The 24,853-nt window shown below is 50.2% G+C and carries 24 protein-coding genes and 1 riboswitch; of the genes, 13 read left to right on the top strand and 11 right to left on the bottom strand.

Going from position 1 to position 24,853, the window contains the following annotated elements; genetic code table 11:
- Positions 1–3 precede the first annotated feature (3 nt).
- From ftsH to glmM, 3 genes are all read left to right on the top strand, one after another.
- Positions 4–1,929, top strand: a complete 1,926-nt coding sequence (gene ftsH, locus ACJAZW_RS04860) for an ATP-dependent zinc metalloprotease FtsH (protein WP_415155771.1) — start codon at positions 4–6, stop codon at positions 1,927–1,929.
- A 91-nt stretch (positions 1,930–2,020) separates the two neighbouring features.
- Positions 2,021–2,647, top strand: a complete 627-nt coding sequence (locus ACJAZW_RS04855) for a LysE family translocator (protein WP_415155748.1) — start codon at positions 2,021–2,023, stop codon at positions 2,645–2,647.
- Between the two features lie 158 nt (positions 2,648–2,805).
- Complete coding sequence (gene glmM / locus ACJAZW_RS04850; RefSeq protein WP_415155747.1) at positions 2,806–4,149, top strand: phosphoglucosamine mutase; 1,344 nt, start codon at positions 2,806–2,808, stop codon at positions 4,147–4,149.
- A 22-nt stretch (positions 4,150–4,171) separates the two neighbouring features.
- Here the strand turns inward: glmM and ACJAZW_RS04845 are convergent, their stop codons facing one another.
- Positions 4,172–5,095, bottom strand: coding sequence for a DMT family transporter (locus ACJAZW_RS04845; RefSeq protein WP_415155746.1), 924 nt, complete (start codon positions 5,093–5,095; stop codon positions 4,172–4,174).
- A 155-nt stretch (positions 5,096–5,250) separates the two neighbouring features.
- On the opposite strand from ACJAZW_RS04845, the gene ACJAZW_RS04840 reads away from it, so the two are divergent.
- The 3 genes from ACJAZW_RS04840 (at position 5,251) to serA (ending at position 8,992) form a co-directional block, all read left to right on the top strand.
- A complete protein-coding gene (locus ACJAZW_RS04840) occupies positions 5,251–5,961 on the top strand; it encodes an outer membrane protein (protein ID WP_415155745.1) in 711 nt (236 codons plus the stop codon).
- Between the two features lie 189 nt (positions 5,962–6,150).
- A complete protein-coding gene (locus tag ACJAZW_RS04835; protein ID WP_415155744.1) occupies positions 6,151–7,323 on the top strand; it encodes a phosphoserine transaminase in 1,173 nt (390 codons plus the stop codon).
- 76 nt (positions 7,324–7,399) lie between these two features.
- Positions 7,400–8,992 carry a phosphoglycerate dehydrogenase gene (serA, locus tag ACJAZW_RS04830; RefSeq protein WP_415155743.1) on the top strand — a complete coding sequence of 531 codons (1,593 nt, stop codon included), beginning with the start codon at positions 7,400–7,402 and terminating at the stop codon, positions 8,990–8,992.
- A gap of 90 nt (positions 8,993–9,082) precedes the next feature.
- Here the strand turns inward: serA and ACJAZW_RS04825 are convergent, their stop codons facing one another.
- Together ACJAZW_RS04825 and ACJAZW_RS04820 are read right to left on the bottom strand one after the other, a co-directional pair.
- Positions 9,083–10,093, bottom strand: coding sequence for a zinc-binding alcohol dehydrogenase family protein (locus ACJAZW_RS04825; RefSeq protein WP_415155742.1), 1,011 nt, complete (start codon positions 10,091–10,093; stop codon positions 9,083–9,085).
- Between the two features lie 16 nt (positions 10,094–10,109).
- Positions 10,110–10,400 carry a putative quinol monooxygenase gene (locus ACJAZW_RS04820; protein WP_415155741.1) on the bottom strand — a complete coding sequence of 97 codons (291 nt, stop codon included), beginning with the start codon at positions 10,398–10,400 and terminating at the stop codon, positions 10,110–10,112.
- Positions 10,401–10,513: 113 nt separating this feature from the next.
- Between ACJAZW_RS04820 and ACJAZW_RS04815 the strand changes: the two genes are divergently transcribed.
- Both ACJAZW_RS04815 and ACJAZW_RS04810 read left to right on the top strand, forming a co-directional pair.
- On the top strand, positions 10,514–10,861 hold the full coding sequence (locus ACJAZW_RS04815; RefSeq protein WP_415155740.1) for a winged helix-turn-helix transcriptional regulator: 348 nt from the start codon (positions 10,514–10,516) through the stop codon (positions 10,859–10,861).
- A 71-nt stretch (positions 10,862–10,932) separates the two neighbouring features.
- Positions 10,933–11,319 (top strand): nuclear transport factor 2 family protein, encoded by a 387-nt coding sequence (locus ACJAZW_RS04810; protein ID WP_415155739.1) that lies wholly within the window; start codon positions 10,933–10,935, stop codon positions 11,317–11,319.
- A 42-nt stretch (positions 11,320–11,361) separates the two neighbouring features.
- Here ACJAZW_RS04810 and ACJAZW_RS04805 read toward each other — a convergent pair whose 3' ends face one another.
- A complete protein-coding gene (locus tag ACJAZW_RS04805) occupies positions 11,362–11,580 on the bottom strand; it encodes a SlyX family protein (protein WP_415155738.1) in 219 nt (72 codons plus the stop codon).
- A gap of 6 nt (positions 11,581–11,586) precedes the next feature.
- Positions 11,587–12,540: a DMT family transporter gene (locus tag ACJAZW_RS04800; RefSeq protein WP_415155737.1), complete on the bottom strand. Its 954-nt coding sequence runs from the start codon at positions 12,538–12,540 to the stop codon at positions 11,587–11,589.
- 165 nt (positions 12,541–12,705) lie between these two features.
- On the opposite strand from ACJAZW_RS04800, the gene ACJAZW_RS04795 reads away from it, so the two are divergent.
- On the top strand, positions 12,706–13,998 hold the full coding sequence (locus tag ACJAZW_RS04795; RefSeq protein ID WP_415155736.1) for an adenylosuccinate synthase: 1,293 nt from the start codon (positions 12,706–12,708) through the stop codon (positions 13,996–13,998).
- 46 nt (positions 13,999–14,044) lie between these two features.
- Positions 14,045–16,288, top strand: coding sequence for a hypothetical protein (locus ACJAZW_RS04790; protein ID WP_415155735.1), 2,244 nt, complete (start codon positions 14,045–14,047; stop codon positions 16,286–16,288).
- Between the two features lies 1 nt (position 16,289).
- On the opposite strand, the gene ACJAZW_RS04785 is transcribed toward ACJAZW_RS04790, so the two are convergent.
- Genes ACJAZW_RS04785 through thiB form a run of 3 tightly spaced genes read right to left on the bottom strand, consistent with a single transcriptional unit; the run spans position 16,290 to position 19,552 of the window.
- Positions 16,290–16,913 carry an ATP-binding cassette domain-containing protein gene (locus ACJAZW_RS04785; RefSeq protein ID WP_415155734.1) on the bottom strand — a complete coding sequence of 208 codons (624 nt, stop codon included), beginning with the start codon at positions 16,911–16,913 and terminating at the stop codon, positions 16,290–16,292.
- Complete coding sequence (locus tag ACJAZW_RS04780) at positions 16,900–18,525, bottom strand: hypothetical protein (RefSeq protein WP_415155733.1); 1,626 nt, start codon at positions 18,523–18,525, stop codon at positions 16,900–16,902. The genes ACJAZW_RS04785 and ACJAZW_RS04780 overlap by 14 nt, the downstream gene beginning before the upstream one ends.
- A 19-nt stretch (positions 18,526–18,544) precedes the next feature.
- Positions 18,545–19,552, bottom strand: coding sequence for a thiamine ABC transporter substrate binding subunit (gene thiB, locus ACJAZW_RS04775; RefSeq protein ID WP_415155732.1), 1,008 nt, complete (start codon positions 19,550–19,552; stop codon positions 18,545–18,547).
- Positions 19,553–19,620: 68 nt separating this feature from the next.
- A riboswitch (TPP riboswitch) is annotated at positions 19,621–19,716 on the bottom strand.
- A 25-nt stretch (positions 19,717–19,741) separates the two neighbouring features.
- On the opposite strand from thiB, the gene ACJAZW_RS04770 reads away from it, so the two are divergent.
- Entirely contained in the window at positions 19,742–20,449 is a 708-nt protein-coding gene (locus ACJAZW_RS04770) for a thiamine diphosphokinase (protein WP_415155731.1), read from the top strand.
- Between the two features lie 9 nt (positions 20,450–20,458).
- Positions 20,459–21,082, top strand: coding sequence for an FMN-binding negative transcriptional regulator (locus ACJAZW_RS04765; protein WP_415155730.1), 624 nt, complete (start codon positions 20,459–20,461; stop codon positions 21,080–21,082).
- Here ACJAZW_RS04765 and rpoH read toward each other — a convergent pair.
- Together rpoH and ACJAZW_RS04755 are read right to left on the bottom strand one after the other, a co-directional pair.
- A complete protein-coding gene (gene rpoH, locus ACJAZW_RS04760; protein WP_415155729.1) occupies positions 21,079–21,957 on the bottom strand; it encodes an RNA polymerase sigma factor RpoH in 879 nt (292 codons plus the stop codon). The two genes, ACJAZW_RS04765 and rpoH, sit on opposite strands and share 4 nt — an antisense overlap.
- 186 nt (positions 21,958–22,143) lie before the next feature.
- Positions 22,144–23,151: an RluA family pseudouridine synthase gene (locus ACJAZW_RS04755; protein ID WP_415155728.1), complete on the bottom strand. Its 1,008-nt coding sequence runs from the start codon at positions 23,149–23,151 to the stop codon at positions 22,144–22,146.
- On the opposite strand from ACJAZW_RS04755, the gene ACJAZW_RS04750 reads away from it, so the two are divergent.
- Positions 23,150–23,512, top strand: coding sequence for a hypothetical protein (locus tag ACJAZW_RS04750; protein ID WP_415155727.1), 363 nt, complete (start codon positions 23,150–23,152; stop codon positions 23,510–23,512). The two genes, ACJAZW_RS04755 and ACJAZW_RS04750, sit on opposite strands and share 2 nt — an antisense overlap.
- A 27-nt stretch (positions 23,513–23,539) precedes the next feature.
- Here the strand turns inward: ACJAZW_RS04750 and ACJAZW_RS04745 are convergent, their stop codons facing one another.
- A complete protein-coding gene (locus tag ACJAZW_RS04745; protein WP_415155726.1) occupies positions 23,540–24,733 on the bottom strand; it encodes a hypothetical protein in 1,194 nt (397 codons plus the stop codon).
- Positions 24,734–24,853: the final 120 nt, after the last annotated feature.

The raw sequence follows: 24,853 nt of genomic DNA, 5'->3' as shown, positions 1-24,853 counted from the left end.
TTAATGAACGGCAATTTTAGAAACTTCGCCATTTGGATCGTAATTTTGGTCCTTTTGCTCGGCCTCTTTCAGGTCTTTAACACGTCGACACAAACGGTAACGGTTGGCAAACGCACTTACTCCGAATTTGTGGCAGAGGTGGACGCTGGCAATGTCAACAGTGTCATCATTACGCAAAATGTGCTGCGCGGTGCGCTGAACAGTGGTGGGACATTTGAGACCAATATTCCGGCCGGTGTTGATGTGGTGTCGCGTTTGGAAGCTCGCGGCGTAGCGATTGAAGCCCGCGATCCGGATTCAAGCCCATTTTGGACAATTCTTTTGTCATCATGGTTGCCGTTTATCGTTATCATTGGCGTTTGGTTTTTCTTCATTCGCCAAATGCAAGGTGGTGGAAAAGGTGGGGCGATGGGCTTTGGCAAATCGCGCGCTAAACTACTAACCGAATCCTCGGGAAAAATTACTTTCGAAGATGTGGCCGGTGTTGACGAAGCCAAGCAGGATTTGGAAGAAATTGTCGAATATTTGCGTGATCCGGGCAAATTCCAGCGTTTGGGCGGTAAAATCCCACGCGGTGTGTTGTTGGTGGGCCCTCCAGGCACAGGTAAAACATTGCTCGCACGCTCTGTGGCTGGCGAAGCCAGTGTGCCGTTTTTTACGATTTCAGGTTCTGACTTTGTTGAAATGTTTGTCGGGGTTGGGGCAAGTCGTGTGCGCGACATGTTCGAGCAGGCCAAAAAGAATTCGCCCTGCATTATCTTCATTGATGAGATCGATGCAGTGGGCCGTTCGCGTGGCGCTGGCATTGGCGGCGGCAATGATGAACGCGAGCAGACATTGAACCAGCTTTTGGTTGAGATGGACGGCTTTGAAGAAAATGAAAGCATCATTTTGATTGCTGCGACCAACCGTCCTGACGTTCTTGATCCGGCATTGATGCGTCCAGGCCGTTTTGACCGTCAAGTTGTGGTGCCGAACCCAGATGTGGGTGGCCGTGAAAAAATCCTCAAAGTGCATGTGCGCAAGGTGCCATTGGCCCCAGATGTGGATTTGAAAATCATCGCACGTGGTACTCCAGGATTTTCTGGCGCCGAACTGATGAACTTGGTGAATGAATCTGCATTGTTGGCGGCGCGGCGCAATAAACGCTTTGTCATGATGACTGAATTTGAAGATGCCAAAGACAAACTCATGATGGGTGCGGAACGCCGCACTATGGCCATGAAAGAAGATGAGAAGAAAAATACCGCCTACCATGAAGCAGGGCATGCATTGATATCGCTATTAATGCCGGATATTTTGGACCCTATTCATAAAGCGACAATCATTCCGCGCGGTCGTGCGCTTGGGATGGTGATGAGTTTGCCTGAATCTGATCAATATTCGTTTTCCAAAGAAAAAGCATTGGCGCAGTTGGTCATGGCCTTTGGTGGTCGCGAAGCAGAGATTCACAAATTTGGACCGCAAAAAGTAACATCTGGTGCCGCTGGTGACATACAAGCTGCGACCAAACTCGCAACCTCGATGGTGACCGAATGGGGCATGAGCGATAAGCTTGGCCGGGTTCTTTTGAAGTCAGAACCAAATGGTTTTTATGGCGCTCAGAACGCGGAAATTTCGGATGATACGTCTCGTTTGATCGATGAAGAAGTGCGTGGCTTGATTGAAGCCGCTGAAACCCAAGCGCGCAAGATGATCAATGACAATGAAGACTTGTTTGAAAACATCGCGCAATCATTGCTTGAGTTTGAAACGCTTACAGGTGACGAACTTCGTGGTTTGATTGAAGGTCATCGCCCCACACGTAAAGATGATGATGATTCTGAAAAGCCAAAAGTTTCAGCTGTGCCGAGTGCTGGAAAAGCGTCAACGAAGAAAAAAGGCGATGGACTGGCGGGCGGCGATGCCGAGCCGCAACCTGAAGCTTAACACCGCTTATGTTATAAACATTAATCAGGGTCGCCCTTAACAGGCGACCCTTTTTGATTCATACTGCTCGACAGGTTTTGAGGGAACTTGAATGCCAAATATTGAAGTTTTGATTGCCTTTTTTATAACGACGACGATGTTCGCCTATATGCCGGGCCCGGCCATGATTTACGTTTCGGCGCAAACTTTGGCGCGCGGGCGCAAGGCTGGGTTAATGGCGGCGTTGGGCGTGCATTTGGGCGGCTATTTTCATGTGGTGGCGGCAGCGTTGGGTTTGGCGGCTTTATTGGCGTTGGTGCCACAGGTTTACGTGTTGGTGAAACTGGCAGGTGCGCTCTATCTCGTGTTTTTGGGTGTGATGATGCTCAAAAAACGCAATGAACGGATGCAACAAGGCGTGGCGATGCAAAAAGACGCGCGAAAGGCATTTGTTGAGAGCATGATTGTTGAGGTGTTAAACCCCAAAACTGCGATCTTCTTTGTGGCTTTCCTGCCGCAATTTGTTGACATCAATGCCGCTTGGCCGATTTGGGTGCAGATGTTGGTTTTGGGCACCATCGTCAACATCATATTTTCATCGGCAGATCTGCTGTGTGTGGTGTTTGCAAGTTTGATGATTAAACGCCTTGCACGGTCTGGTTCTGGCCCTAAATGGGCGAAAATTGCTGGCGGTTCTTTTTTGATGGTGCTGGGTGGAAAGCTCGCACTGGATCATTAGGGCATGATCCTCAGAGGAACATTCTTTACCAAAAAATGAGTAAGCAATTTCAACAGGTTTTATTCGCCTCACAATTGCTTTAATGGATTGAGAATACTGGTTCGTGTGCAAAAGGGCATGTGACGCAATTTATTCGAAGCGGCGTCCAAGGAAACTAAATGGCAAAAAAATATTTCGGTACTGACGGCATTCGGGGTTTGGCAAACGGACATAAGCTGACGTCTGAATTGGCGTTGAAAGTTGGCCAGGCTGCCGGTTCAGCCTTTCAGCGTGGTGACCACCGGCATCGTGTGGTGATCGGCAAAGATACGCGCCGTTCAGGCTACATGATCGAATACGCGCTGACGGCGGGTTTCAACTCAGTGGGCATGGATGTGTTCCTGCTCGGGCCGATGCCAACACCAGCTGTGGCGATGCTCACACGGTCATTGCGGGCCGATTTGGGCGTCATGATTTCCGCTTCCCACAATCGATATGACGACAATGGCATTAAACTGTTCCAGCCGGACGGTTATAAGCTGACCGATGATATGGAATGCGAAATTGAAGCTTTGCTAAATAGCGAATTGGCCAACGAATTGGTGCGCGGACGTGAAATCGGTCGGGCGCACAGAATTGAAGAAGCACGGGGACGTTATTCTGAGTATGCCAAACGCACATTGCCGCGCCTGACAGAGTTTTCGGGTTTGCGTGTGGTGGTGGATTGTGCAAATGGGGCTGCTTATAAATCAGCGCCTGAAGTTTTGTGGGAGCTGGGCGCAGAAGTCATCACCATCGGTGTGTCGCCAGACGGATATAATATCAATGAGGGATGCGGATCAACCGCGCCACATTTGCTGCAACAAAAAGTGCGCGAAACCCGCGCCGATTTGGGCATTGCACTGGATGGCGATGCTGATCGTGTTGTGATTGTTGACGAAAAAGGTGAGATCGTTGATGGCGACCAGCTCATGGCGGCGCTGGCGATGTTTTGGCAGGACCAAGAAAAGCTGACCGGCGGTGGCGTGGTGGCGACTGTGATGTCAAATTTGGGTCTTGAACGCTATTTAAATAGCCGCGATTTGTCGCTTGAACGCACCCAAGTGGGGGATCGCTATGTGCTGGAGCGCATGCGCGGCGGCGGGTTTAATGTGGGCGGCGAGCAATCGGGCCATATCATTTTGTCTGACCACACAACAACCGGTGATGGGCTTGTTTCGGCTTTGCAAATTATGGCTTTGGTGCAAGATAAGGACAAACCTGTTTCAGAAGTATGCCGGTTGTTTGACACTGTGCCGCAATTGCTGACCAATGTGCGTTACGAAAGTGGCGCGCCGCTGGAAGATGAACGTGTGAAAAAAGCAATTGCAGCGGGCGAAGAAAAAATGGGCAAGACCGGACGTTTGGTCATTCGCGCTTCTGGCACAGAGCCGCTAATCCGCGTGATGGGCGAATGTGACGACGAGAAATTGGTTCACGCTGTGGTTGGCGATATCGCTGAGGTCATCCAGCAGGTGGCTTAGATTTACTGACTCGGGTTGGTTTTTAAGCAGGCGGTGTCGGTAAACGGCGCCGCTTTCGGTTTTTTAGAATGCCCTCGGCAATGAGCAACCCGAAAATGATTGCAAAAAACCCTGCGAATTGTATGGGCGACAATTGTTCTTGAAAAATAATCGCGCCGAGCACCACCGCAACGATGGGAATTAGATAACTTGTTTGCGTGCAAAAGGCCGCCGAAGTTTTATCGACAAGCCGATAATAGACCACAGTGGCCGCCCATGTGGGAAAGATGGCAAGATAAGCAGCAGATGACCAGCCCTGCCAGCTGATGGATTGTGGCATGGGTTCAAACAAAATAGCCCCGATGAAGGCCGTGCCAGTGGCCACAAGGATTGTGCCGTAAGATTTGGTCATAGCGGGCATGTCGATCATCCGGCGTGAAATGATACCGTTGGTTGCGTATCCGGTGGTGGCAATGATCAATAGCGCAAAGGGCAGAAAGACTATGGCTTGGTTTTGCCCATTGTTGCCACTGCCGATAATGATCGCGGCTACACCCAAAAAACCAATGATCAGGCTAAGAAGGCGCACAGGCGTTGCTTTTTCTTCTGGTAAAAACACCAATGAAAACAGCAAAACCTGAAACGGGATGGTGGCCATCATCAGCCCTGCAATGGCAGACGGGACATAGGGCGCGGCAAATGAGATCAGAATAAAGGGAACAGCTGTGCCAAAAGAGCCCAAAAACAGCATGGCACGCCACTCGCGCCAACCTTTTGGTAACTTTACTTTTTTCCAATATGCGAACGCAATCATGCAGCTTGATGCAATGATCAGGCGAATGGCGACCAGCCATAATGGACCGATATGGTCCACCGCAATTTTGATGGCAATAAAGGCGCTACCCCACATAAAGACAAGGCTTGCAAGCCATAGCCAATCAGATGCGTTTCTTTGCTGTTGTTCCATTTTCTACTCGCAAAATCGAAGATAAGTGCCTGTTCTAGTTAATGTGATTGTTTAAATGTTAGGGTTAAATATTGAGGTTAAGCGCCTTTTAACAATAAGCAGCAATAATGCCCAGCGAGAAGTCACAGAAAATGGCTTGCGTAATGAGGATTAGAATGATGCTTAAATGGATGATCGCCGCTACACTGGCATTTGCAACAATGTTCGGCAACGTCGTGTTGGCTGCCGACCCGATTGTTCCTGAACCAGAATACCCAGTATATCCTGAACTGCCAGAGGTTGATTATGGGCTTGGTGGCTCTTTCTACCTTCGTGGTTCAGTTGGCGGAAACGTGCTTTGGGCACGTAACGTTGTCATATGTTGTGCAGACAATAGTGTGACAGCTGTTGGCTATGGCTACAGTGTTGGTGCCGGTGCAGGTTATGAATTTGGTGATGGTTGGCGCACAGATTTGACAATTGATTATCTGGCCAATAGTGGCCTAACTGCTGCTGGATACACCGCCAGTTTACGTTCAACTGTTGCTTTGGCCAACGTCTATTATGACTTTGACCTGCAAGGCATGGGAAAACAAACTGCTGAAGGTGGGTGGACAGGTTATGTGGGTGCTGGTGTTGGTAAAGCATGGAGCTATGCTTCTGCAACACACGCAACGAACCCTGATCTTGTTGAAGGCTCGGGCAACCGGTCTTGGGCTGCTGCCGGTATGGTTGGCGTAGGTTACGACATGGGCAATATGGTTGCTGATATCGGCTATCGCGCTTTGTGGCTTAAAGGGTTCTCTACTTCGGGTGGAACGGACTTTTGGGCACAAGATGCAATTGCACACGAAATTCGTGCCAGCTTGCGGTACCGTTTCTACTAGGCTGATTACAGTTTAGAGTATGAGTTTAAACCCCGCGTCAGAAATGATGCGGGGTTTTTCGTTTGTCAGACAATTGCGACGAAATTACCGCTTTATGATTTTTCGTTTGCAATCCAGTTTGTGAATCTCTATTGCGGTCAGTGGGCCATCTCTCCCCAACGAGAGGCGCCTATCTGAAAGGGTAGTCACATGACAGATATTTTGAAACCGGACCTTCGTCCGGTAAATCCGCGTTTTTCTAGCGGTCCTTGCACTAAACGTCCCGGTTGGACGCCAAATTTCCTTAACAACACACATCTGGGTCGCTCGCATCGCGCGAAGCCGGCAAAAGCACGTATTCAGCTCGCAATCGATCTGACACGTGAGTTGCTGAACGTGCCAGATGATTATCGGATCGGCATTGTGCCGGGTTCTGATACAGGCGCAGTTGAAATGGCCCTATGGTCCATGCTCGGCGCTCGTGGTGTTGATATGCTCGCTTGGGAAAGCTTTGGTGCTGGCTGGGTCACCGATGTGGTCAAGCAGCTCAAGCTTGATGATGTGCGGGTGATGGACGCCGATTACGGCAAATTGCCTGATCTTGGTGCAGTTGATTGGACCCGCGATGTGGTCTTCACCTGGAATGGCACAACCTCTGGTGCACGCGTGCCGAATGCGGATTGGATTGCAGCTGACCGTGAAGGTTTAGCGATATGCGATGCGACGTCAGCAGCTTTCGCGCAAGATTTAGACTTCCAAAAACTCGACGTTGTCACTTTCTCTTGGCAGAAAGTTTTGGGCGGCGAGGGTGCACATGGCGTGATTATCCTTTCTCCCAAAGCTGTTGAACGTCTTGAAACATATGCGCCTGATCGTCCATTGCCAAAAATCTTCCGCCTGACAAAGGGTGGTAAATTGATCGAGGGTATTTTCGAAGCCGCGACCATCAACACCCCATCTTTGATGGTGATTGAAGATGCGATTGATGCGATGGAATGGGCAAAATCTTTGGGGCCTAATTCACTTCGTGAACGTGCCGACGCCAATTTCAAAGTGCTTTCTGACTGGGTTAGTGCAACGGATTGGGTGGTTAATTTGGCCGCTGATCCTGCAACGCAGTCAAACACATCCGTGTGTTTGAAAATCGTTGATGCGGATATCATTGCGCTGGCCGCAGACAAACAAGCCGCTTTTGCCAAAGCAATTGCGACCCGTTTGGACCAGGAAAATGTCGCCTATGACATTGGCGCTTATCGCGATGCACCTGCTGGCTTGCGGATATGGGCTGGCTCGACTGTTGAGGCCTCGGACCTGCAAGCGCTGACCGCTTGGCTCGACTGGGCTTTTGCAAGCGAAAAAGCTGCACTTTTGCAAGCAGCGTAAGCCACACGATCAGATTTTTGCTGGCGGGAAAATCCGCCAGCCTTTTCCCAAATTACACAGATTGATGGAGGCTTTCATGCCTAAAGTTCTTGTATCTGACAGCTTGAGTGAAACCGCTGTTCAAATTTTCCGCGATAACGGCGTTGAAGTAGATTTTTTGCCGGACGTGGGCAAAGATAAAGACAAATTGCTTGAGATCATTGGCCAATATGATGGTTTGGCGATCCGGTCCGCGACCAAAGTCACCGAGAAAATCATTGCGGCAGCAACCAACCTTAAAGTTATTGGTCGCGCGGGTATTGGTGTGGACAATGTGGATATTCCAAAAGCCACGGCCAAAGGTATTATTGTGATGAATACGCCGTTTGGCAATTCAATCACCACGGCCGAACACGCGATTTCATTGTTGCTTGCAACAGCGCGTCAAATCCCGACGGCTGACATATCAACCCGCGCCAGCAAGTGGGAAAAATCGCGCTTTATGGGTGTGGAAGTGACCGCTAAGACGCTTGGCATTATTGGGTGCGGCAACATTGGTGCCATCGTTGCGGACCGGGCGCAGGGTCTGAAAATGAAAGTGATCGCTTTTGATCCGTTTCTGACTCCAGAACGTGCACTTGATCTGGGTGTGGAGAAAGTCGAACTCGACGAATTGTTACGCCGTTCGGACTTCATTTCTCTGCATACGCCTTTGACGGACAGCACACGCGGTATCATTAGCGCTGAGGCGATTGCCAAAATGAAAGACGGCGTGCGCATCGTGAACTGCGCGCGTGGCGGCCTGATTGACGAAGTGGCTTTGAAAATTGCACTGGAAAGCGGCAAGGTCGCAGGGGCGGCGCTTGATGTTTATGCGGTTGAGCCCGCCAAAGAAAACCCAATTTTTGACGCACCAAATATCATTTGCACACCGCATTTGGGTGCATCAACGACCGAAGCGCAGGAAAATGTGGCGCTGCAGGTTGCAGAGCAAATGAGCGCCTATTTGATGCATGGGGCAATTTCAAACGCGTTGAATTTCCCCTCTATTTCTGCTGAAGAAGCGCCAAGACTGATGCCGTTTGTGAAACTGGCCGAAATATTGGGTAGCTTTGCCGGGCAATTGACAGAAACCGCGATCACAGGTGTCAAAATTGAGTTTGAGGGCCATGTGGCTGACCTCAATACAAAACCCATGGTTTCAGCATTATTGACGGGCATCTTGAAGCCATTGCTCGGCGATGTGAACATGGTTTCAGCGCCCGTGCTTGCAAAAGATCGTGGCATGAATGTTGAAACCACCAACCGCGAACAACAAGGCGCTTATGAAAACTATATCCGTCTGACCATTGTGACCGAGCGGCAAGAGCGTTCTGTTGCTGGTACGGTATTTGCTGATGGTAAACCACGTCTCATTCAAGTGAAGGGCGTGAACATGGAAGCCGAAGTTACCCCATCCATGCTTTATATCACGAACGAAGATAAGCCGGGCTTTGTTGGTCGGTTGGGCATGTTGTTGGGCGATGAGGGCATCAATATCGCCAACTTCAATCTGGGTCGGATGCAAGCGGGCGGTGACGCAATTGCGTTGATCAATATAGATGGCAAGCTTACCGATACTCAGCTGGCCAACATCTGCACGCTTGAAGGCGTTCAGCAAGCCAAACCGCTCTATTTCGACGCGACTTAGAGCAGATTATTTCACGTAGCAGGCTGCAGCCTGTTGAATGAGAAGGCCGGTCCCTAAAGGTAAAGGGATCGGCCTTTTTGATTGGAATTATTAGAAACCTTCTAGGACAATCTTGCCTTTGGCGGTGCCTGTTTCGATGAGGGCGTGGGCAGCACGCATGTTCTTAGCGTTGATTGGAGACAAAACCTTATCCAGGGTCGTGCGAATACGCCCGGCATCAATTTCAGCAGCAACATAAGTCAGAAGTTTGTGCTGTTCGATCATGTCGGGGGTATTAAACATTGCCCGAGCAAACATGAATTCCCAATGCAAACTGGCCGCTTTGGGTTTCATATTTGTCATGGGCATCGGTAATTCGGTGTCATCTATAGTGACGATGCCGCCTTGCGGTTTGATCAATTCAACAGCTGTTTCCCAATGGCGCATGTCGTTAAAAATGGCAATGTGATCGACATATTGCATGCCCAGGGCTCTAACTTGCTCAACCATTGGTTCGCGATGATTGATCACATGAGTTGCGCCTAGTTCTTTCACCCAAGCTGTTGTTTCTGGACGCGAGGCTGTGGCTATGACTTCAAGCCCTGCAGCTTTTGCCAGTTGAATACCAATGGACCCAACGCCGCCGCCAGCCCCAATGATGAGAATCGTTTCGCCCTTGTTGGCACCACCCCGATCAATGCCTAAGCGGTCGAAAAACGATTCGTAAGCGGTGATAGTTGTTAACGGCAGTGCCGCTGCTTCAGCAAAGTTGAGCGTTTTTGGTTTGAAGCCCACGATGCGTTCGTCGACCAACTGGAACTCGGCGTTTGACCCAGATCGGGTAATGTCGCCTGCATAATAAACTTCATCGCCTTGCTTGAACAAAGTGACGTCTGGCCCCACGGCTTCAACAATCCCACTTGCGTCCCACCCCAGAACCCTTGGGGTTTCCTCGACTTGGTCTTTTGGCTTGCGCACTTTGGTATCCACTGGATTAACGGATACGGCTTTGACCGAAACAAGAAGATCATGACCGGACGGGCTCGGTTTGGGCAATTCTACGTCCAAAAACACATTTGGGTCTTCAACGGGAAGATAGTGGGTAAGAGCGACGGCTTTCATTTAGACAGTCCTTTGCTTAAGCAATTTGGGTCATTTCATTCAGAGTAAACTCAGCAACTGCACCCTCTGTTGCCTTCGTATAAGCTGCCAAGTGAGGCGCGTTCATGTGGGTTTGCCACAATTCGCGTGTTTCCCAGTTCTCAAAAAACATGAAGTGCGCGGGATTTGAATTGTCTTGGTGCAAATCATAGTTGATGCAGCCGGATTCAGCACGGGTAATTGCAACTAGTTTTTCCAGCTCAGATTTAACCAAGTCAGTTTTTTCTGGGTTGGCATGAATATTGGCCACGATTGTAAGTTTTGTCATTGGATAAACTCGTTTTGATTTGCGTTACTTATTGAGGTACAAGTTAAGGATATGATGTGCAAGTACGCACAGTTTTGTCGCATAGGTACCAAAAGTATCCTTAGGAGGTTCGAATGCGGTTTGAAAATTATGACTGTTCAGCTGGCTGCCCGGTTGAAGCAACGCTGGAATTGATTGGCGGTAAGTGGAAGGGGATTGCTTTGTTTCACTTGCTCAGTGGTACCCTGCGCTACAACGAGTTGAAGCGGAAGATGGGTAGTGTGACCCAACGCATGCTGACCAAACAGTTGCGCGAGTTGGAGAGTGATGGGCTGGTATTGCGCGAAGTCTTTGCGGTTGTGCCGCCGCGCGTCGAGTATCGATTGAGTGAAAAGGGGAAAACACTTGCACCAGTCCTGCTGGCCTTACGTGATTGGGGCGACAAACATACCGTACACCGTAAAAGCAAAGCTTTGGCCTAATTCCCTTGCTAGGCGGCGCTTAGCCGCTTCCCAAACAACAGATTTTTAACACGAGCCAATCGAGTGATTACGTGACCGAACAACTTGACCAAAACAAAGCTAACGCCCAATCTTTCTATGATTTGATGTTCAATCAGTGCAAGCCAGGAGAAGCAGTGGAGCGTTATGTGGGCGCTCAGTATATACAACACAACCCACATGTGGGTGATGGGAAGCAGGCGTTTATTGACTATTTCGAGCAGATGGCTGTGGAGTATCCGGGTAAGAAAACGACCTTTGTACGTGCTATCGCTGAGGGAGATTTTGTTGTGTTGCATTGCCATCAAACTTGGCCGGGAAGCGAAGACTATGCGGGAATGGACATTTTTCGATTTGATCAGGACGGCAAAATTGTGGAGCACTGGGACGTACTTCAGACAATTGGCGATGCCTCGGAAAACGACAACGGGCTTTTCTAGGGCAGCAAGTTTAATGCATACAGGCTGACTGATGCGGTGCTGCTAGTAGTGAGGTGGGCGTTCGTCAACTTCGCCACCGCCGCCAGAGGTTTCAACTTCCTCCATTTGGGCGTGCAGTTTTGAGATTTCGCGTTGCAGCTTCTCAAATTGCGTCCACTGTTCGGTGATGGCGTTGTTAAGGTCTTCAATGGTTTGGTCTTGATGAGCGGCTTGGGTTTCAAGCACCTCAATGCGCGACAATAGGTCTTTGGTGTTACTCATTTTCCATTATCCCTTTTTGGTGCGCGCTGCATATTCAGCCATAGTGATCCCAGCGATGATAAATAAAGCTGCAACAAAATGATAGTTTTGAAGTTGCTCGGACAAGATGAGTACAGACAATATGGCGCCAAATAATGGCAAAGCATTGATAAATAAGCTGGCCCGGTTTGCGCCGATCAACTCGACCCCACGTGCATAAAAAAGCTGTGAGATGATGGAGGGGAACAGGCCCGTATAGAGCACCAAAAGCCAGCCTGTTGTCGTGACCTTGGTGAAATTAACAAGCATTGTGGGCAGGCCGCCTGTTACCAGTTCAAAAAGCACGGACGACAGCGTGGCGAACAGAAATGTTGTGGCGAGAAAACTCATCCAGTGAATTTTCGGCCGATAGCGCAAAAGAACCGAATAGGCGGCGTAGATAACACAGGCGATCAAAATCAGCCCGTCGCCCACATTTATGTCTAGGGTGAGCAGACGTTGTGGTGCGCCTGCGGTTGCGACCCATAGGACCCCAAAAATGGTGGCGATGACACCGATGATTTGCAGGGCTTTTGTGCGCTCGCCAAAAATCATGAAATTGGCCAGCATCACCATCATAGGGATTGAGGCTTGCTCAATCGCGCCGTTTACGGCGGTTGTATATTGCGCGCCTAAATAGAGAAACAGGTTGAACCCGGCAAAACCAACGCCTCCGGCAAAGGCGAGAAACCAGAATTTCTCTTTGATCGCGGGCCAGTCTTTTTTGAAATGGGGTAATGCAAATGGCAAAATTACCAAAAAGCCCAAAAGGAATCGCCCGGCGACCAAATTTGTGGGCGCAATTTCGCCCACAGCCATTTTGCCCGCCACCATATTTCCGCCCCAAAACAACGCTGTAAGCAACAGAAGCAAAATAGGCTGATCAAATAGTCGATTTAGGGGTCTTTTTGCCCTCTTTTCGGCGGATTGTTGTTTTGTCATGACATCACTTTTGCTATACCAGCGACGCTTAACAGGTTTTGGCAATGCCCGATATACCAAACAGTACGGGTTTGCTGTCAGTTTTGAGCGTTTTGTCGGGGCGGGATTGATCGAAGTGATCGGTTCATAAGGGCTAAAACGTTCGATCTCAAGGAGAACATTTTAATGGCGAATGTGGTGGTTGTCGGCTCCCAGTGGGGCGACGAGGGTAAAGGTAAGATTGTCGATTGGCTAAGCGAACGCGCGGACGTTGTCGTGCGCTTCCAAGGCGGCCACAATGCGGGCCACACCTTGGTTATTGATGGTGTCACCTATAAGACCGCTCTATTGCCATCGGGTGTTGTGCGCCCGGGCAAGTTCTCAGTCATCGGCAATGGAGTTGTGGTTGATCCACACCATTTTGTGCAAGAGCTGGCTTTGCTTCGTGGCCAAGGCGTTGAGATTTCTCCTGACAATTTGATGATTGCTGACAATGCGTGTTTGATCCTGTCGCTGCACCGCGAGCTTGATAGTTTCCGCGAGAATTCAAATGCTGGCTTAAAAATTGGCACCACCAAACGTGGTATGGGCCCAGCCTATGAAGATAAAGTTGGTCGTCGTGCCATTCGGGTTTGCGATTTGGGTGACCCAGAAAGTTTGATGCCAAAAATTGAGCGCATCCTGCGTCACCACAACGCTCTGCGTCGCGGTTTGGGCATTGTAGAAGTGCAAGCGCAAACCATTTATGATGAGCTAATGGCGGTTGCTGGCGACGTATTACCATTTGCTGGGCGGGTTTGGGAAAAGCTCAATAATATGCGCCGCGATGGAAAACGGATACTGTTTGAGGGTGCACAAGGCGCACTGCTTGATATCGAGCATGGCACATATCCGTTCGTGACGTCATCAAACACGATTGGTGGGCAAGCATCTAACGGGTCTGGCCTTGGGCCGGGTGCGCTGGATTACGTGTTGGGCATCACCAAAGCCTATACGACCCGCGTTGGGGAAGGGCCGTTCCCGACTGAGCAGATCAATGAAATTGGCGAATATTTGGGCACCACAGGCCACGAGTGGGGCGTGAATACCGGTCGTAAACGTCGTTGCGGATGGTTTGATGCGGTGCTGGTCAGGCAAACAGTTCTGGTCTCTGGCATTAACGGCATCGCGTTGACAAAACTAGATGTTTTAGATGGCATGGACGAGATTAAAGTCTGTGTTGGGTATGAATTGGATGGAGAACGGATTGACTATTTGCCTGCGACCATGAAAGGTCAGGCTCAGGTTAAAGCAATTTATGAAACTCTTGCTGGTTGGAAGGGTACAACAGCTGGTGCGCGTAGCTGGGTCGACCTGCCAGCCGAAGCGGTAAAATATGTACGTCGAATTGAAGAATTAATCGGGACACCTGTCGCTGTTCTGTCCACATCTCCGGAACGTTTGGACAGCATTTTGGTGCATGACCCTTTCCAAGACTAAGTTTTTTTCGTTACAACAAGTAACGGGGAGCAAGTTTGAGTAACTGATGGCTGACTATCGAGAACTTTTGCGACGGGCGGTTTACGCCCTTCCAGAGAATAATGGCATGTCGCGACGTGCCGTTTATGAAAAAGCGCGTGAAGCGCTTGTGACGCAATTGCGCGCGATTGAGCCTGCATTGCCTGCGCGCGAAATTACGCAGCACAGGCTGACGCTTGAAGACTGTATTCGGCAAGTTGAGCAAGAGGCCACTGAAGCCTTGTTGCAGGGGCTTAAGCAAGAAACTGAGGCACCAATTGTGCCGCCAGCTGAGCCAAATCCTGCGGTCGATATACCGGACGCCAAACCGACAAGGACTGAGCCTGAAAAACCGATAGTTTCCGTTCCAGAAGTGGCGCAAGAGCCGCTTGCCAAACCAAGTGATCACCCTGAGGCGCCAACGGGTGATGGCGGTGATCAGCCGTTTGATATTGTTCAAGCTGATGAGGCGCAAGCCGACGAAACCGAAACAGAATCATTTGCTCAAAGTGCGCCAGATGAGCCGATAAGTGACACAAAAATCGTTGAAACTAACGATGATGCCACTGAAAAGGGCAGCGTGGATGAAAAATCACCGGCCATAAATGCGACTGCAGCAATAGATGAGACGCCGTTGGACAATACGGCAATTGTCGGTGAGGTTTTGGCACAGGAACCGGAGCCTGCGCCCAAAAATGAGGAACCTGAAACAGCTGAAGTTTTACCGCCAGTGGTGCCTCAGACCGAACCTGTTCCAAATACTCCCAAAAAAGAAATCTCTGACGACGAGGATAAGGGCGCAAGTACACCCGAACCAAAGAACCCTGTTGATCAAGTTATTGCGGCAGCACAGGCTGCGTCGTCGGCATCGGCTATTAACCCGCCCAAGGTTGTCATAAGGTCGGACACTCAGCGCTCACATTCTGTCGATGCAGCACCGACAATTACACCTGCGCTATCCAGCGTTCGGGAAGTTGAAGTTGATGAAAGTCTGTCTGTCAGTGCCATTAATGTTGGTGGCGATGAGCCACAAGCCACGATTGATCGCGCGATCAAAGCGCTGGACATGGAAGCTGAAGGCAAAGAAGCTGAAGGCAAGAAAGCTGAAGGCAAGGACGCTGAGGAACATTTTGCTGCCAATGCGGGTGCAAAAGCGGTTGACCATAATAAAGTCGCCGGCACTGGTTCATCCGCTGCGCAATTGCTGGATGATCTTAGTGAGACCCAGATTGTTGAAGATGAAGAAACCGGGGGCAATGGCCTAACCGTTTTCTTGTTGCTGGTGGTTGTGTTGCTCGCTAGCGCTGGGGGTGGTGCATATTGGGCTTGGAAAGAGGGGTTTGTGGACCTCAACCCGCTGATGGCGCAGCTTGGTTTGTCAGATAAAACGACGAGCGAGGGCCAAGCAAACCCGGTTGCTGTCACGCCTACGCCTGATAGTACGGCCACACAAAGTAATGTGCGCGATATATTGCCCAGTGCCTCCCCAGGCTTGGCGGAAGTGACTTCTGAAACGGCACCGGTTGTTGAGGATACTGCTCCACATGAATCTGCTGGGGACGTAAAATTGACGCCAGAAACTGTTGAGAGCGCTACAGCGCCAACACCAGCCACTTCGGAAGTCGCTGTTGGCGAAGAGCCCGCTACACCGAGTGATGAGCGTTTGACTGCGGCAGAAATGGTTGGCGACGCAGACCAGCCGGAGCTCAATGTTGGTGGTACGGGTGAAACTGCGGGTGAAGTTGGCAGCCGATCCCTACTGATTGAAGAGCAAATTACAGGTACAGGCGGCGCTGTGCCATTTTCTGGGGAGACCCAATGGTCTCGTGATGTGGATGAGCTGGGTTCGCCCGTTATCAAGGCGCTCGTGTCCGTTCCCGCACGCAACCTGACGGTGAATGTGTTGATCAGAAAAAACAGTGACCCGGCGCTGCCCGCCAGTCACCTTGTTGAAGTCAATTTTTCTGTGACCGATAGTTTCCTGGGTGGAGGCATCGCAAGTTTGCCCGGTATCTTGCTTAAAGACCAAGAGTTGGCGCAGGGCGATCCGTTGGTTGGTGCCTCGGCGCGGATATTTGACAATTCGTTCTTGTTTGCGCTCAGCGCAGCGGAGGCGGATTTGGCCAAAAATGTTGCTCTGATTTCTGAGCGCGGTTGGATTGATTTGCCCGTGGTTTATTCCACTGGTCGCAAAGCGATTGTGACCTTGGAAAAAGGCAAAGAAGGCGGCGCAATATTTGAAGCGGTGCTGGCTGCGTGGGCCGTTGAATAGGTCACTCAGCTTTGGTGTTGTGCAGACTTCCTTGATTGAGGTGAAAAACACGATCAGCCAACGCATCAAAATCATGTGTGTGGTGGCTCACTAAAATCGCATGCCATTTGTTCTGCACAACAAGCTTTTTGACAAGCCTACGCATCTGTGTGGCGGTGTCGCTGTCGAGTGCTGAAAATGGCTCATCGAGCAGCAAAATGGGCTGATTGCGCGCCAATGTCCTTGCCAGAGCCACCCGTTGTTGTTGGCCGCCAGAAAGCGCTGCGCATATTTTCTCCTCAAATCCTTCAAGCCCGACTTCGCGCAATTTTTCGCGCACATTTATTTTGTCGCTGGTGCCCAATTTGACATTTTGTTCAGCTGTCAGGTGGGCAAACACATTGTCTTTTTGAAACAGAATGGACACCGGGCGATCCTCGGGCGCTAATCCAAGGATCGAGTGTTCATTTAAGTCAATTCGTCCCGCAATCGGGGTTTGAAAACCCGCAACCAAATCAAGAAGCGTAGACTTGCCCGACCCGCTTGTACCTGAAATGCCGACAATTTCTCCCGGGGCAACGCGGAGGTCAAAGATGTAGGGTTGCGTTTTAGGGTATGTGAACTGCACTTGGCTAAGCGTCAACATGATCGCGACCTCCCAGCAATTTGGGGAAAATATAAAAACTAAAAACGGCGATGAACAGCAATATGGCGGCCAACATTGCTGCGTCGTTTGATCGGTATGCGCCCAATGCGCGGTACATCATCCAAGGCAGGGTGCTGAATTCGTCTGTGCCAAATAAAGCGATCACACCAAGGTCTCCGAACGAATAGGAGAACCCCAATGCGAACACATAAGCGCATTCTTTGCGGATCAAAGGCAATTCAATGAAACGGAACCTGCGCCACCCTTTGATGTTGAGGCTTTTGACAAGCCGGTAGGATTTGGTGGCGATTTTTTCCAATGGCGGGCCAAGTGTCGCGTTCGCCAGCGGTAAAGCGAGCAATGCGTTGGCAAGGATCACCACATAGATGCCGATCTTTGACGTGTCTAAACCTGCAAGCCGCGCAAGCAGAAAGAACCCGAGCGCCAGGACAATTGAGGGGGTGGCAAGGTAGGCAAATACCGGCGCGCTGATCAATGTGCGAAGGACGTTGTTGCCGATATGTTGTGCGTTTTGATAGACCAATTCGGCGCGGGCGAACGCGAGCAGCAAAGCAGCACCCAGCGAGGCGAGTGCGCTGGCAAAAGCTATGGTGCTGGATGTGATGAACGCATTGATGAACTTTGGTGAGGTGACCAGCTCGAATATTTTTGGGTCCATGCCCTTATACATTATGACCAGCAGTGGGCTTGCATAAGCAACCATGAGGATAAAAAGTAAAACGCCTGCGATCCATTTTGAAATGCCGCGTGCCAACCAATTGTGGTTTTGGGTTGCACCGATAAGGATCGAATTGCTTTTTATCCCAGCGGTTGGAATAATAATGAGCAGGCAGAATGCAAGTTGAGATGCGGCCAATATGGCGGCACGATGTAAATCAAAATCAAGCTTTACGGCCTCAAAAATCGCGACTTCAAATGTGGCGTTGCTTGGCCCGCCGCCCAGCAACAGGACGACGGAAAATGAAGTAAAACTCATTAAAAATATGGTGGCGCTGAGCCCTGGCATGGAGCCTTTGAGCACTGGCCAATCTAAAATGGTGAACCGTTGCCATTCGCTTAAACCAAGTGATTGTCCGAGTTTAAGGCTGGTGCTTGGTAAGCCCTGAAGACGATCGTAAAATATGCGCGCCGCAAAAGAGCCGTTGAGGATGGTGTGGGCGGCGAGAATGCCTTGAAGGCCAAAAATAGTGAACGGCAATTTGCCCAATCCAAGCGTTTGTCCGACGTCGCTGATGATCCCGGCACGGCCCCATACGGCCAACAAACCAAACGCCACCACCAATGTGGGTAACACCAACCCGGCGGACAAAACGGCCAAACAAAATGATTTGCCGACGAAGTTGAGCCGGGTGAGGGCAAGGGCAACCAATCCACCAGTGAAAAACGAAAGCAACACTGTTAGTCCGGCTTGTAGGGCGGACATGCGCAGCAAGTGAAAAATATCGATTGAGCTGGTTTTTTGATTGCCAAAAAGATCCGCCGCTTGCCAAATGATGGTGATGAGCGCGAAAATGAGTGTGCCTACGCCAAGCGCGATAAACAGCCCCACTGTAAGGCGCGGCGCGCGCCAAAGCGGTGTGGTCCCGCCCAATGGGCGAGACCATAATACTTTACTCAATGCCGGCAAAGAAGGCATCGATATAGGCTTTCGTGTTTGCAGCCACCACATCATCGGCAAGCAGTAAAGTTTGCTCTTTGCTTAGCGGTGTTGCAAAATCTTCAGGCAATCCGCCTTCTAGTTCGATAACTGGGAACATCCAGTTGGTTGTTGGGATAATTTTTTGTGCGTCTTGGCTCACAAGATATTTCATGAAACCTTGGGCCAATTCTTGGTTCTTGGACGATTTTAGAATGCCCGCTAACTCAACCTGTACGTAATGCCCTTCGTCGAAAATCGCCGCGGCGTAGTTGTCGTCACCCTCTGCGATCTTGTGATAAGAAGGTGAGGTGGTGTAGCTCAATACCATGTCCGCTTCGCCATCCAAGAACAGGCTGTAGCTTTCTGACCAGCCTTTTGTGACCGTCAGAATGTATTTTTTAAGGTCTGGCCACATTTCTTCTGTATCGTCGCCATATACCGCTTTGGCCCATAGCACCAAACCAAGACCGGGTGTTGAAGAACGCGGATCTTGAATAACGATTTTGAAATCGTCGTCGGCCATATCCAAATCTTCAAATGAAGTTGGGGCTTCGGGAAAATCCGACTTGCGGTAGACAAAGGCGAAATAGCCATAGTCAAAAGGCACGAACTGATCGGACGTGTAATCGATTGGCAGTTTGAGCGCCGATAGATCGGTGTTGTGGGGGGCAAACAAATCAGAGCTTTTTGCTTCTGCGGCAACACTGGTATCTAGGCCCAAAACGATGTCCGCTTTTGTGCTGTCGCCTTCAAGTTGGGCTTTGCGCAATGCGCTGATCGAATCTTCGGCACCGACAAAATCCACCACGCAATCGCACGTAGCTTCGTAGCCGGCTTTTAATTGTGGGCCTGGCCCCCAATCAGATGCAAAGCCATCATAGGTGTAAATAGTAAGGGTTGGCTTTTCTTGCGCCATTGCCGTTGATGCAAATGGCATGATTGTGAAAAGCGCCGCAATCGTAAGTTTATTCAAAGACATTTGCTGTCCCTCTTATCAAACAATGTGCGGTCGTGCATAAAAGGGAAAATGACAAGTCTTAGCCCATAGGCCCTTGTCATCTCGGTCTCCCTCCGCCAGCATGACCTGGTTCAGGTTATATGGGTTTAATCTCAGCTCCTATCGGAGCACCCCAGCGAGATGGGGCCAACTTAGTTGATTTGAAATGTTATGCAAGACCCCATTCGTTCTAGTGCTGAAAATGTTCAGATGCAGTTTTCCACTCCAGTGATTATTCTTGGTGGGGGTGAATTTGCGCCCGAACACTTGCGCGAGTTTGTTGCGCGCGGATATCCGCTGATCGCCGCTGACGGGGCGGCTGATGTAGCGATGGCGCTTGGGCTCAAGTTGGCTGCAATCATCGGTGATTTTGATTCGATCAAGGATGAGAATGCATTTGGCCCTGAGGTTAAGTTGATCAAACTTGCTGAGCAGGAAACCACGGACTTTGAAAAATGCCTCTACTCTGTAGCGGCGCCGCTTTATATTTGTTTTGGCATGTTGGGGAAGCGGGTAGACCATACTCTTGCAGCATTTCACACCATTGCCCGGCATGGCGGGCGCAAGCATATTGTTTTGATGGATCAAACCGATGTCAGCCTTGGCGTGGTGGGTGATTTTAAGATTGATTTGCCAGTGGGTACGCGGTTTTCGGTCTATCCGCTTCAGCCCGTTCGCTTTGCGGGTTCTACCGGACTTCGATTTCCTCTCGACGGTCTCGTGTTGGAGGTCGGCCGTCGCATTGGAACATCCAATCAGACTATTTCGCCGATTGTTGAATTGTCATGTGAAGAAAAATCTGCCACTCCATATCTAGTGATATTGCCAAAGGCGCATTTTGACGCAATTTTGGGCGTTATGTGCCGCGCTGCTTTGTAAGGATTGCCCATGTACCAACCGCCAGCATTCAAAGAGACCCGCGAAGATGTTTTGCTCGACGCGATTGCACGGCATCCATTGGCGACACTGGTTTGCAATACAAATGACGGGCTGACAGCGAACCATCTCCCCATGATGGCGAACGAGGACGGCAAGCAGCTGCATGCACATTTGTCGCGGGGTAATGACTTGATCGACCAGTGTGAGAACGGGGTCGACGCGTTGGCAATTTTTCAGGGCCCTGCGCACTATATTTCAGCGGGATGGTATCCGGGCAAAAATGAACATGGCAAAGAAGTGCCGACCTTTAATTATGTGGTGGTGCATGCGCACGGAAAATTGCGCTTCAAACATGATGCCAAGTGGAAACTCAGCCATTTGAAGTCGCTCACGGACAAGATGGAATATGGCCGTGAAACCCCGTGGTCGGTTTCAGATGCGCCTGCGGAATATTTGGCCCGCCAGCTCAAAGGGCTTTACGGGCTTGAATTTGAAATCGCAGAATTGGTCGGCAAATGGAAAATGAGCCAAAACCGCAAGGATGTGGACAAACTGGCTGTGGTTGAAGGATTGCACGATGACGGTGATCAGGCCGCCATCGACACGGCGGCCATTATCACACGCACAATTTAAGCCGGTTCTTGATCCATCGCTTGTTTTTTTACTTCGATTTGAACTTTTTCAAAGGCCCGGACTTCGATTTGACGAATGCGCTCGCGTGAGACACCAAATTGTTGCGCCAACTCCTCAAGTGTCAAAGCTGGTTCGCGTAGCCGCCGGGCTTTGAATATTTCCTGCTCACGTTCGTTTAAAACGGACATGGCATTGTTGAGCAGTCCCATGCGTTCGTCATATTCTTGGGCGTCGCCGAGCGCTGTTTCTTGATCAGGCTCGTCGTCCACCAGCCAATCCTGCCATTGCGATGCGCCTTCATCTGAGCGCATAGGTGCGTTCAAAGAGGCGTCGCCGGTAAGGCGCTGGTTCATCGACACAACATCAGCCTCGGACACTTTCAGCGTTGTGGCAATTTGCTTGATTTGGTCGGGGTGTAGCGCACCATCATCAAGGGCGGCGATCTGGCCTTTGATTTTGCGCAGGTTAAAGAACAAGCGTTTTTGCGCGGCGGTGGTGCCGATTTTGACCAGCGACCACGAGCGCAAAACATATTCTTGGATCGATGCGCGAATCCACCACATTGCATAGGTAGCCAAGCGGAACCCTTTGTCCGGCTCAAAGCGCTTTACCGCCTGCATCAAACCCACATTGCCTTCTGAAATGACTTCAGAAATGGGCAACCCGTAGCCGCGATAGCCCATGGCAATTTTGGCCACAAGGCGCAAATGTGAGGTGATGAGCTTTTGCGCGGCGTCAGGATCTTCATGTTCTTTATAGCGCTTTGCAAGCATGAATTCTTCGTTCGGCTCGAGCATCGGGAACTTGCGGATGTCTTGCAAATAGCGCGATAAACCATCGTCTGATGACAGAGTTGGCAGATTTGTTTGGGCCATTTAGCACCCCCTCATTCCCGTGATCGTGCCGCATCACTCTCATGCCAGCACATTTTGATGCTCCTTGCTGGCCGCATCACATGCAATCATTTTGTTAGTTGGACATTATATAGGGCCGATATATGGCATTGCACCCCTTTATAGGAGAAAAATGCGCAACAAATGAATAAACAGGCAAAACTTGGCCTAAGAACCAGCAGTTTGTAAGGCGTTTTCCAAGTTTTTCATGTCGTCCGGCAATTGTGAAGAAAAGTGCATTTGTTCGCCAGAAACCGGATGCGCAATGGTCAAATCGACAGCGTGCAGCGCCTGTCTTGCCAAAGATTTGAGCGATTTTTGTACTTTCATTGGAAGGTTGCGTTCGCGACTTTCAAAACCGGTGCCATAAGTGGGATCACCCAATAATGCGTTGCCGATATGGGCGAGATGCACACGAATTTGGTGCGTGCGGCCCGTTTCGAGCTGGCAAGCGATTTTGCTCACGGTCCATTTATCACCGCCAAAAGCGGCAAGCGTTTTGTAATGCGTTATGGCATGACGACCATTTTTTTCAACAATAGCTTGCTTGGTGCGATTTTGTGTTGAGCGCCCAACCATCGCATCAATTGTTCCAATTTCTGGGTCGGGCACACCCCAAACAAAGGCATTATAGGTGCGGCGCAACGGCCCGTTTTTGCCATGGTCGGCGAATTGTGCGGAAAGCGAGTGGTGGGCTGCGTCGGTTTTGGCGGCGATCATTACGCCGGATGTGTCTTTGTCCAATCGGTGCACAATGCCCGGGCGTTTGACCCCGCCAATGCCAATAAGACTGTCGCCACAATGAAACAAGAGTGCGTTGACCAAAGTATCCTTTTCAACGCTGGCAGCGGGATGTACGACCATGCCTGCGGGTTTGTCGATCACAATGATCGCCTCATCTTCAAACAATATAGTAAGCGGGATGTTTTGCGGTTCAGGTTCGGCATCCAAGGGTGCGGGTTCTTTAAAACAAAGTTGCTGATCTTGTTTGACGCGGTATTTCGGCTCGCTTATGGTCGCACCGTCAATTATAAGCGCGCCAGTGCGTATGAGGGCTTGGCATCTTGAGCGGGAATGTCCGTCAAGTAATGAAGCCAAAACAACGTCCAGGCGCTTGCCGTCATTTTCGGCACTGACTAAAAATGTAACCAATTCTCGTTCGGAGCCCAAGTGCATGAGTGCTGATCAACCTTCTGATACTATTGACGAAAAAAGTGAACTTACACCAGAAGCGCTGGCGGTGATAAACCGGGCTCGGCGTTCATTTGGTATAAGCATTTTCATCCTGTTGATTGGGTTTATGGCGGTTGCGGGTGCGCTTGTCTATCGTTTGAACCAAAAGTCGAGCGATGATCGGTATCAGGCACAAAGTGTGAGTTTGCCACAGGGCGCTACGATAGTGTCGGTGGTGGCACAAAATGGACTGATCACGCTGACTTATAAGCTAGATGCAACAACGACCATCCGCGTGGTCAATGCAACATCTGGAGAGGTGGTGCGTGATATAAGTGTGGTTGCGGAAGTGCCTGCAAACTAGGGTCTGAACTCAATTCAGTCCAGAACCCTAGCTTGTTGAAGATTTTTTAAGCGCGTCCATGCGGTCGGCCACACGGCCGATTATGTCTTCGTCAATTGTCGGTTCAAGCACGGCTTCGTCTAAACCGTCATCTGCGTATTTGCGCACCCGGTCAAACAGGCTTTCCTCAGTTTGGGTGGCATCCGTAGTGTCTTGAGCATAGATGATGTGGCTCACGTCGATGGCAATGTTTTCCATACGTTCGCGCAGGTCATCGACATCGCCGGTTTCTTGCGCAAAACGCGCCAAGATGTCTTCTTCAAGGGCCAATATGCGGCTACCTACATCCTCAAGTTCATCTTCGACCAGTAGCTCTTCTGCCAAACTTGCAGTCGAGGGGGAGGCAATATAGGCGGTTTCGTCCGCGCCGATGTGATCTGTGGGTGTCAACGCTTGCGCAGCCTCTTGCTCTTGTGTTGTTTGCGCCTGACCCTTTAGCAGCGCATTGAAGCGCTCTGTGGCGATTGCAATGTGCGCTTCTGCATCATCAAGAAGGTCAGGGATGTTTTTGGTGAGTGTCTTATCGGGGGTTGTGCGGCCTTTGATCTTTAATTCTTGCACACGGGTCATGGATGCCCGCAATTGTTCAGCTAAGAACGCGTTGCGCTTACGTTCTGCTGCAAGTGATTTGGCGAGGGCTTTTGCGTCGCCTGCATAGGCGCTAATGTCAGCTTCGTCTTCGAAGTTTTGAACAACCGCAGATGCAGCGATATTGGCCACGGAGCGGGCTTGATCCAGTTCATCAATTTTGTCAGCCAGGTCACGCTCACGATAACGCAATTTTTGACTTAAGGTTGTCAGTTCAACTTCGTAATTGCGCACTTGGTCTTGCAGCTCCTGATTGCGTTCGACCAGTTCTGTCGCAATATTTTGTGCGCCCTCATGTTCATGTATAGCCAATTCTTGGGTTTGGCGGAGCTGGGTTAGTTCACGCAATTGGGCGGCGCGTTTTTTGCGCAAGTCTTCCAATTGCAGCTCCAGTTTTCGCAATGTGAGAGCATTTTTTGCGCGCAACTGATCTTTTTCGGCTCGAAATTCAGACAGCGTTACAGGTGTTGTTGCTGCGATGCGTTTTTTGGTGAGCCGGACTGCGCGACGCCAAACGCTGGGCAAGATCAGCAATGCGAGAATGATGGCGCACAAAAACCCTAGCGCATAAAACATCATTAACTCGATGACCATCAAAAACTCCCAAATCCACTACCTTATTGCTAGTTCACAATAGCCCGAAAAGAAAGGCAAAGGTGCTGTTGTATTTACAAATGGTTAATAGCATATTTGGGGGTATCGGGTCACGTGGAA

The organism is Maritalea sp. (assembly GCF_047634455.1).
Taxonomy (GTDB): Bacteria; Pseudomonadota; Alphaproteobacteria; order Rhizobiales; family Devosiaceae; genus Maritalea.
Note: the sequence above shows the minus strand (reverse complement) of the source record. Positions and strands in the feature narration are given on the sequence as shown.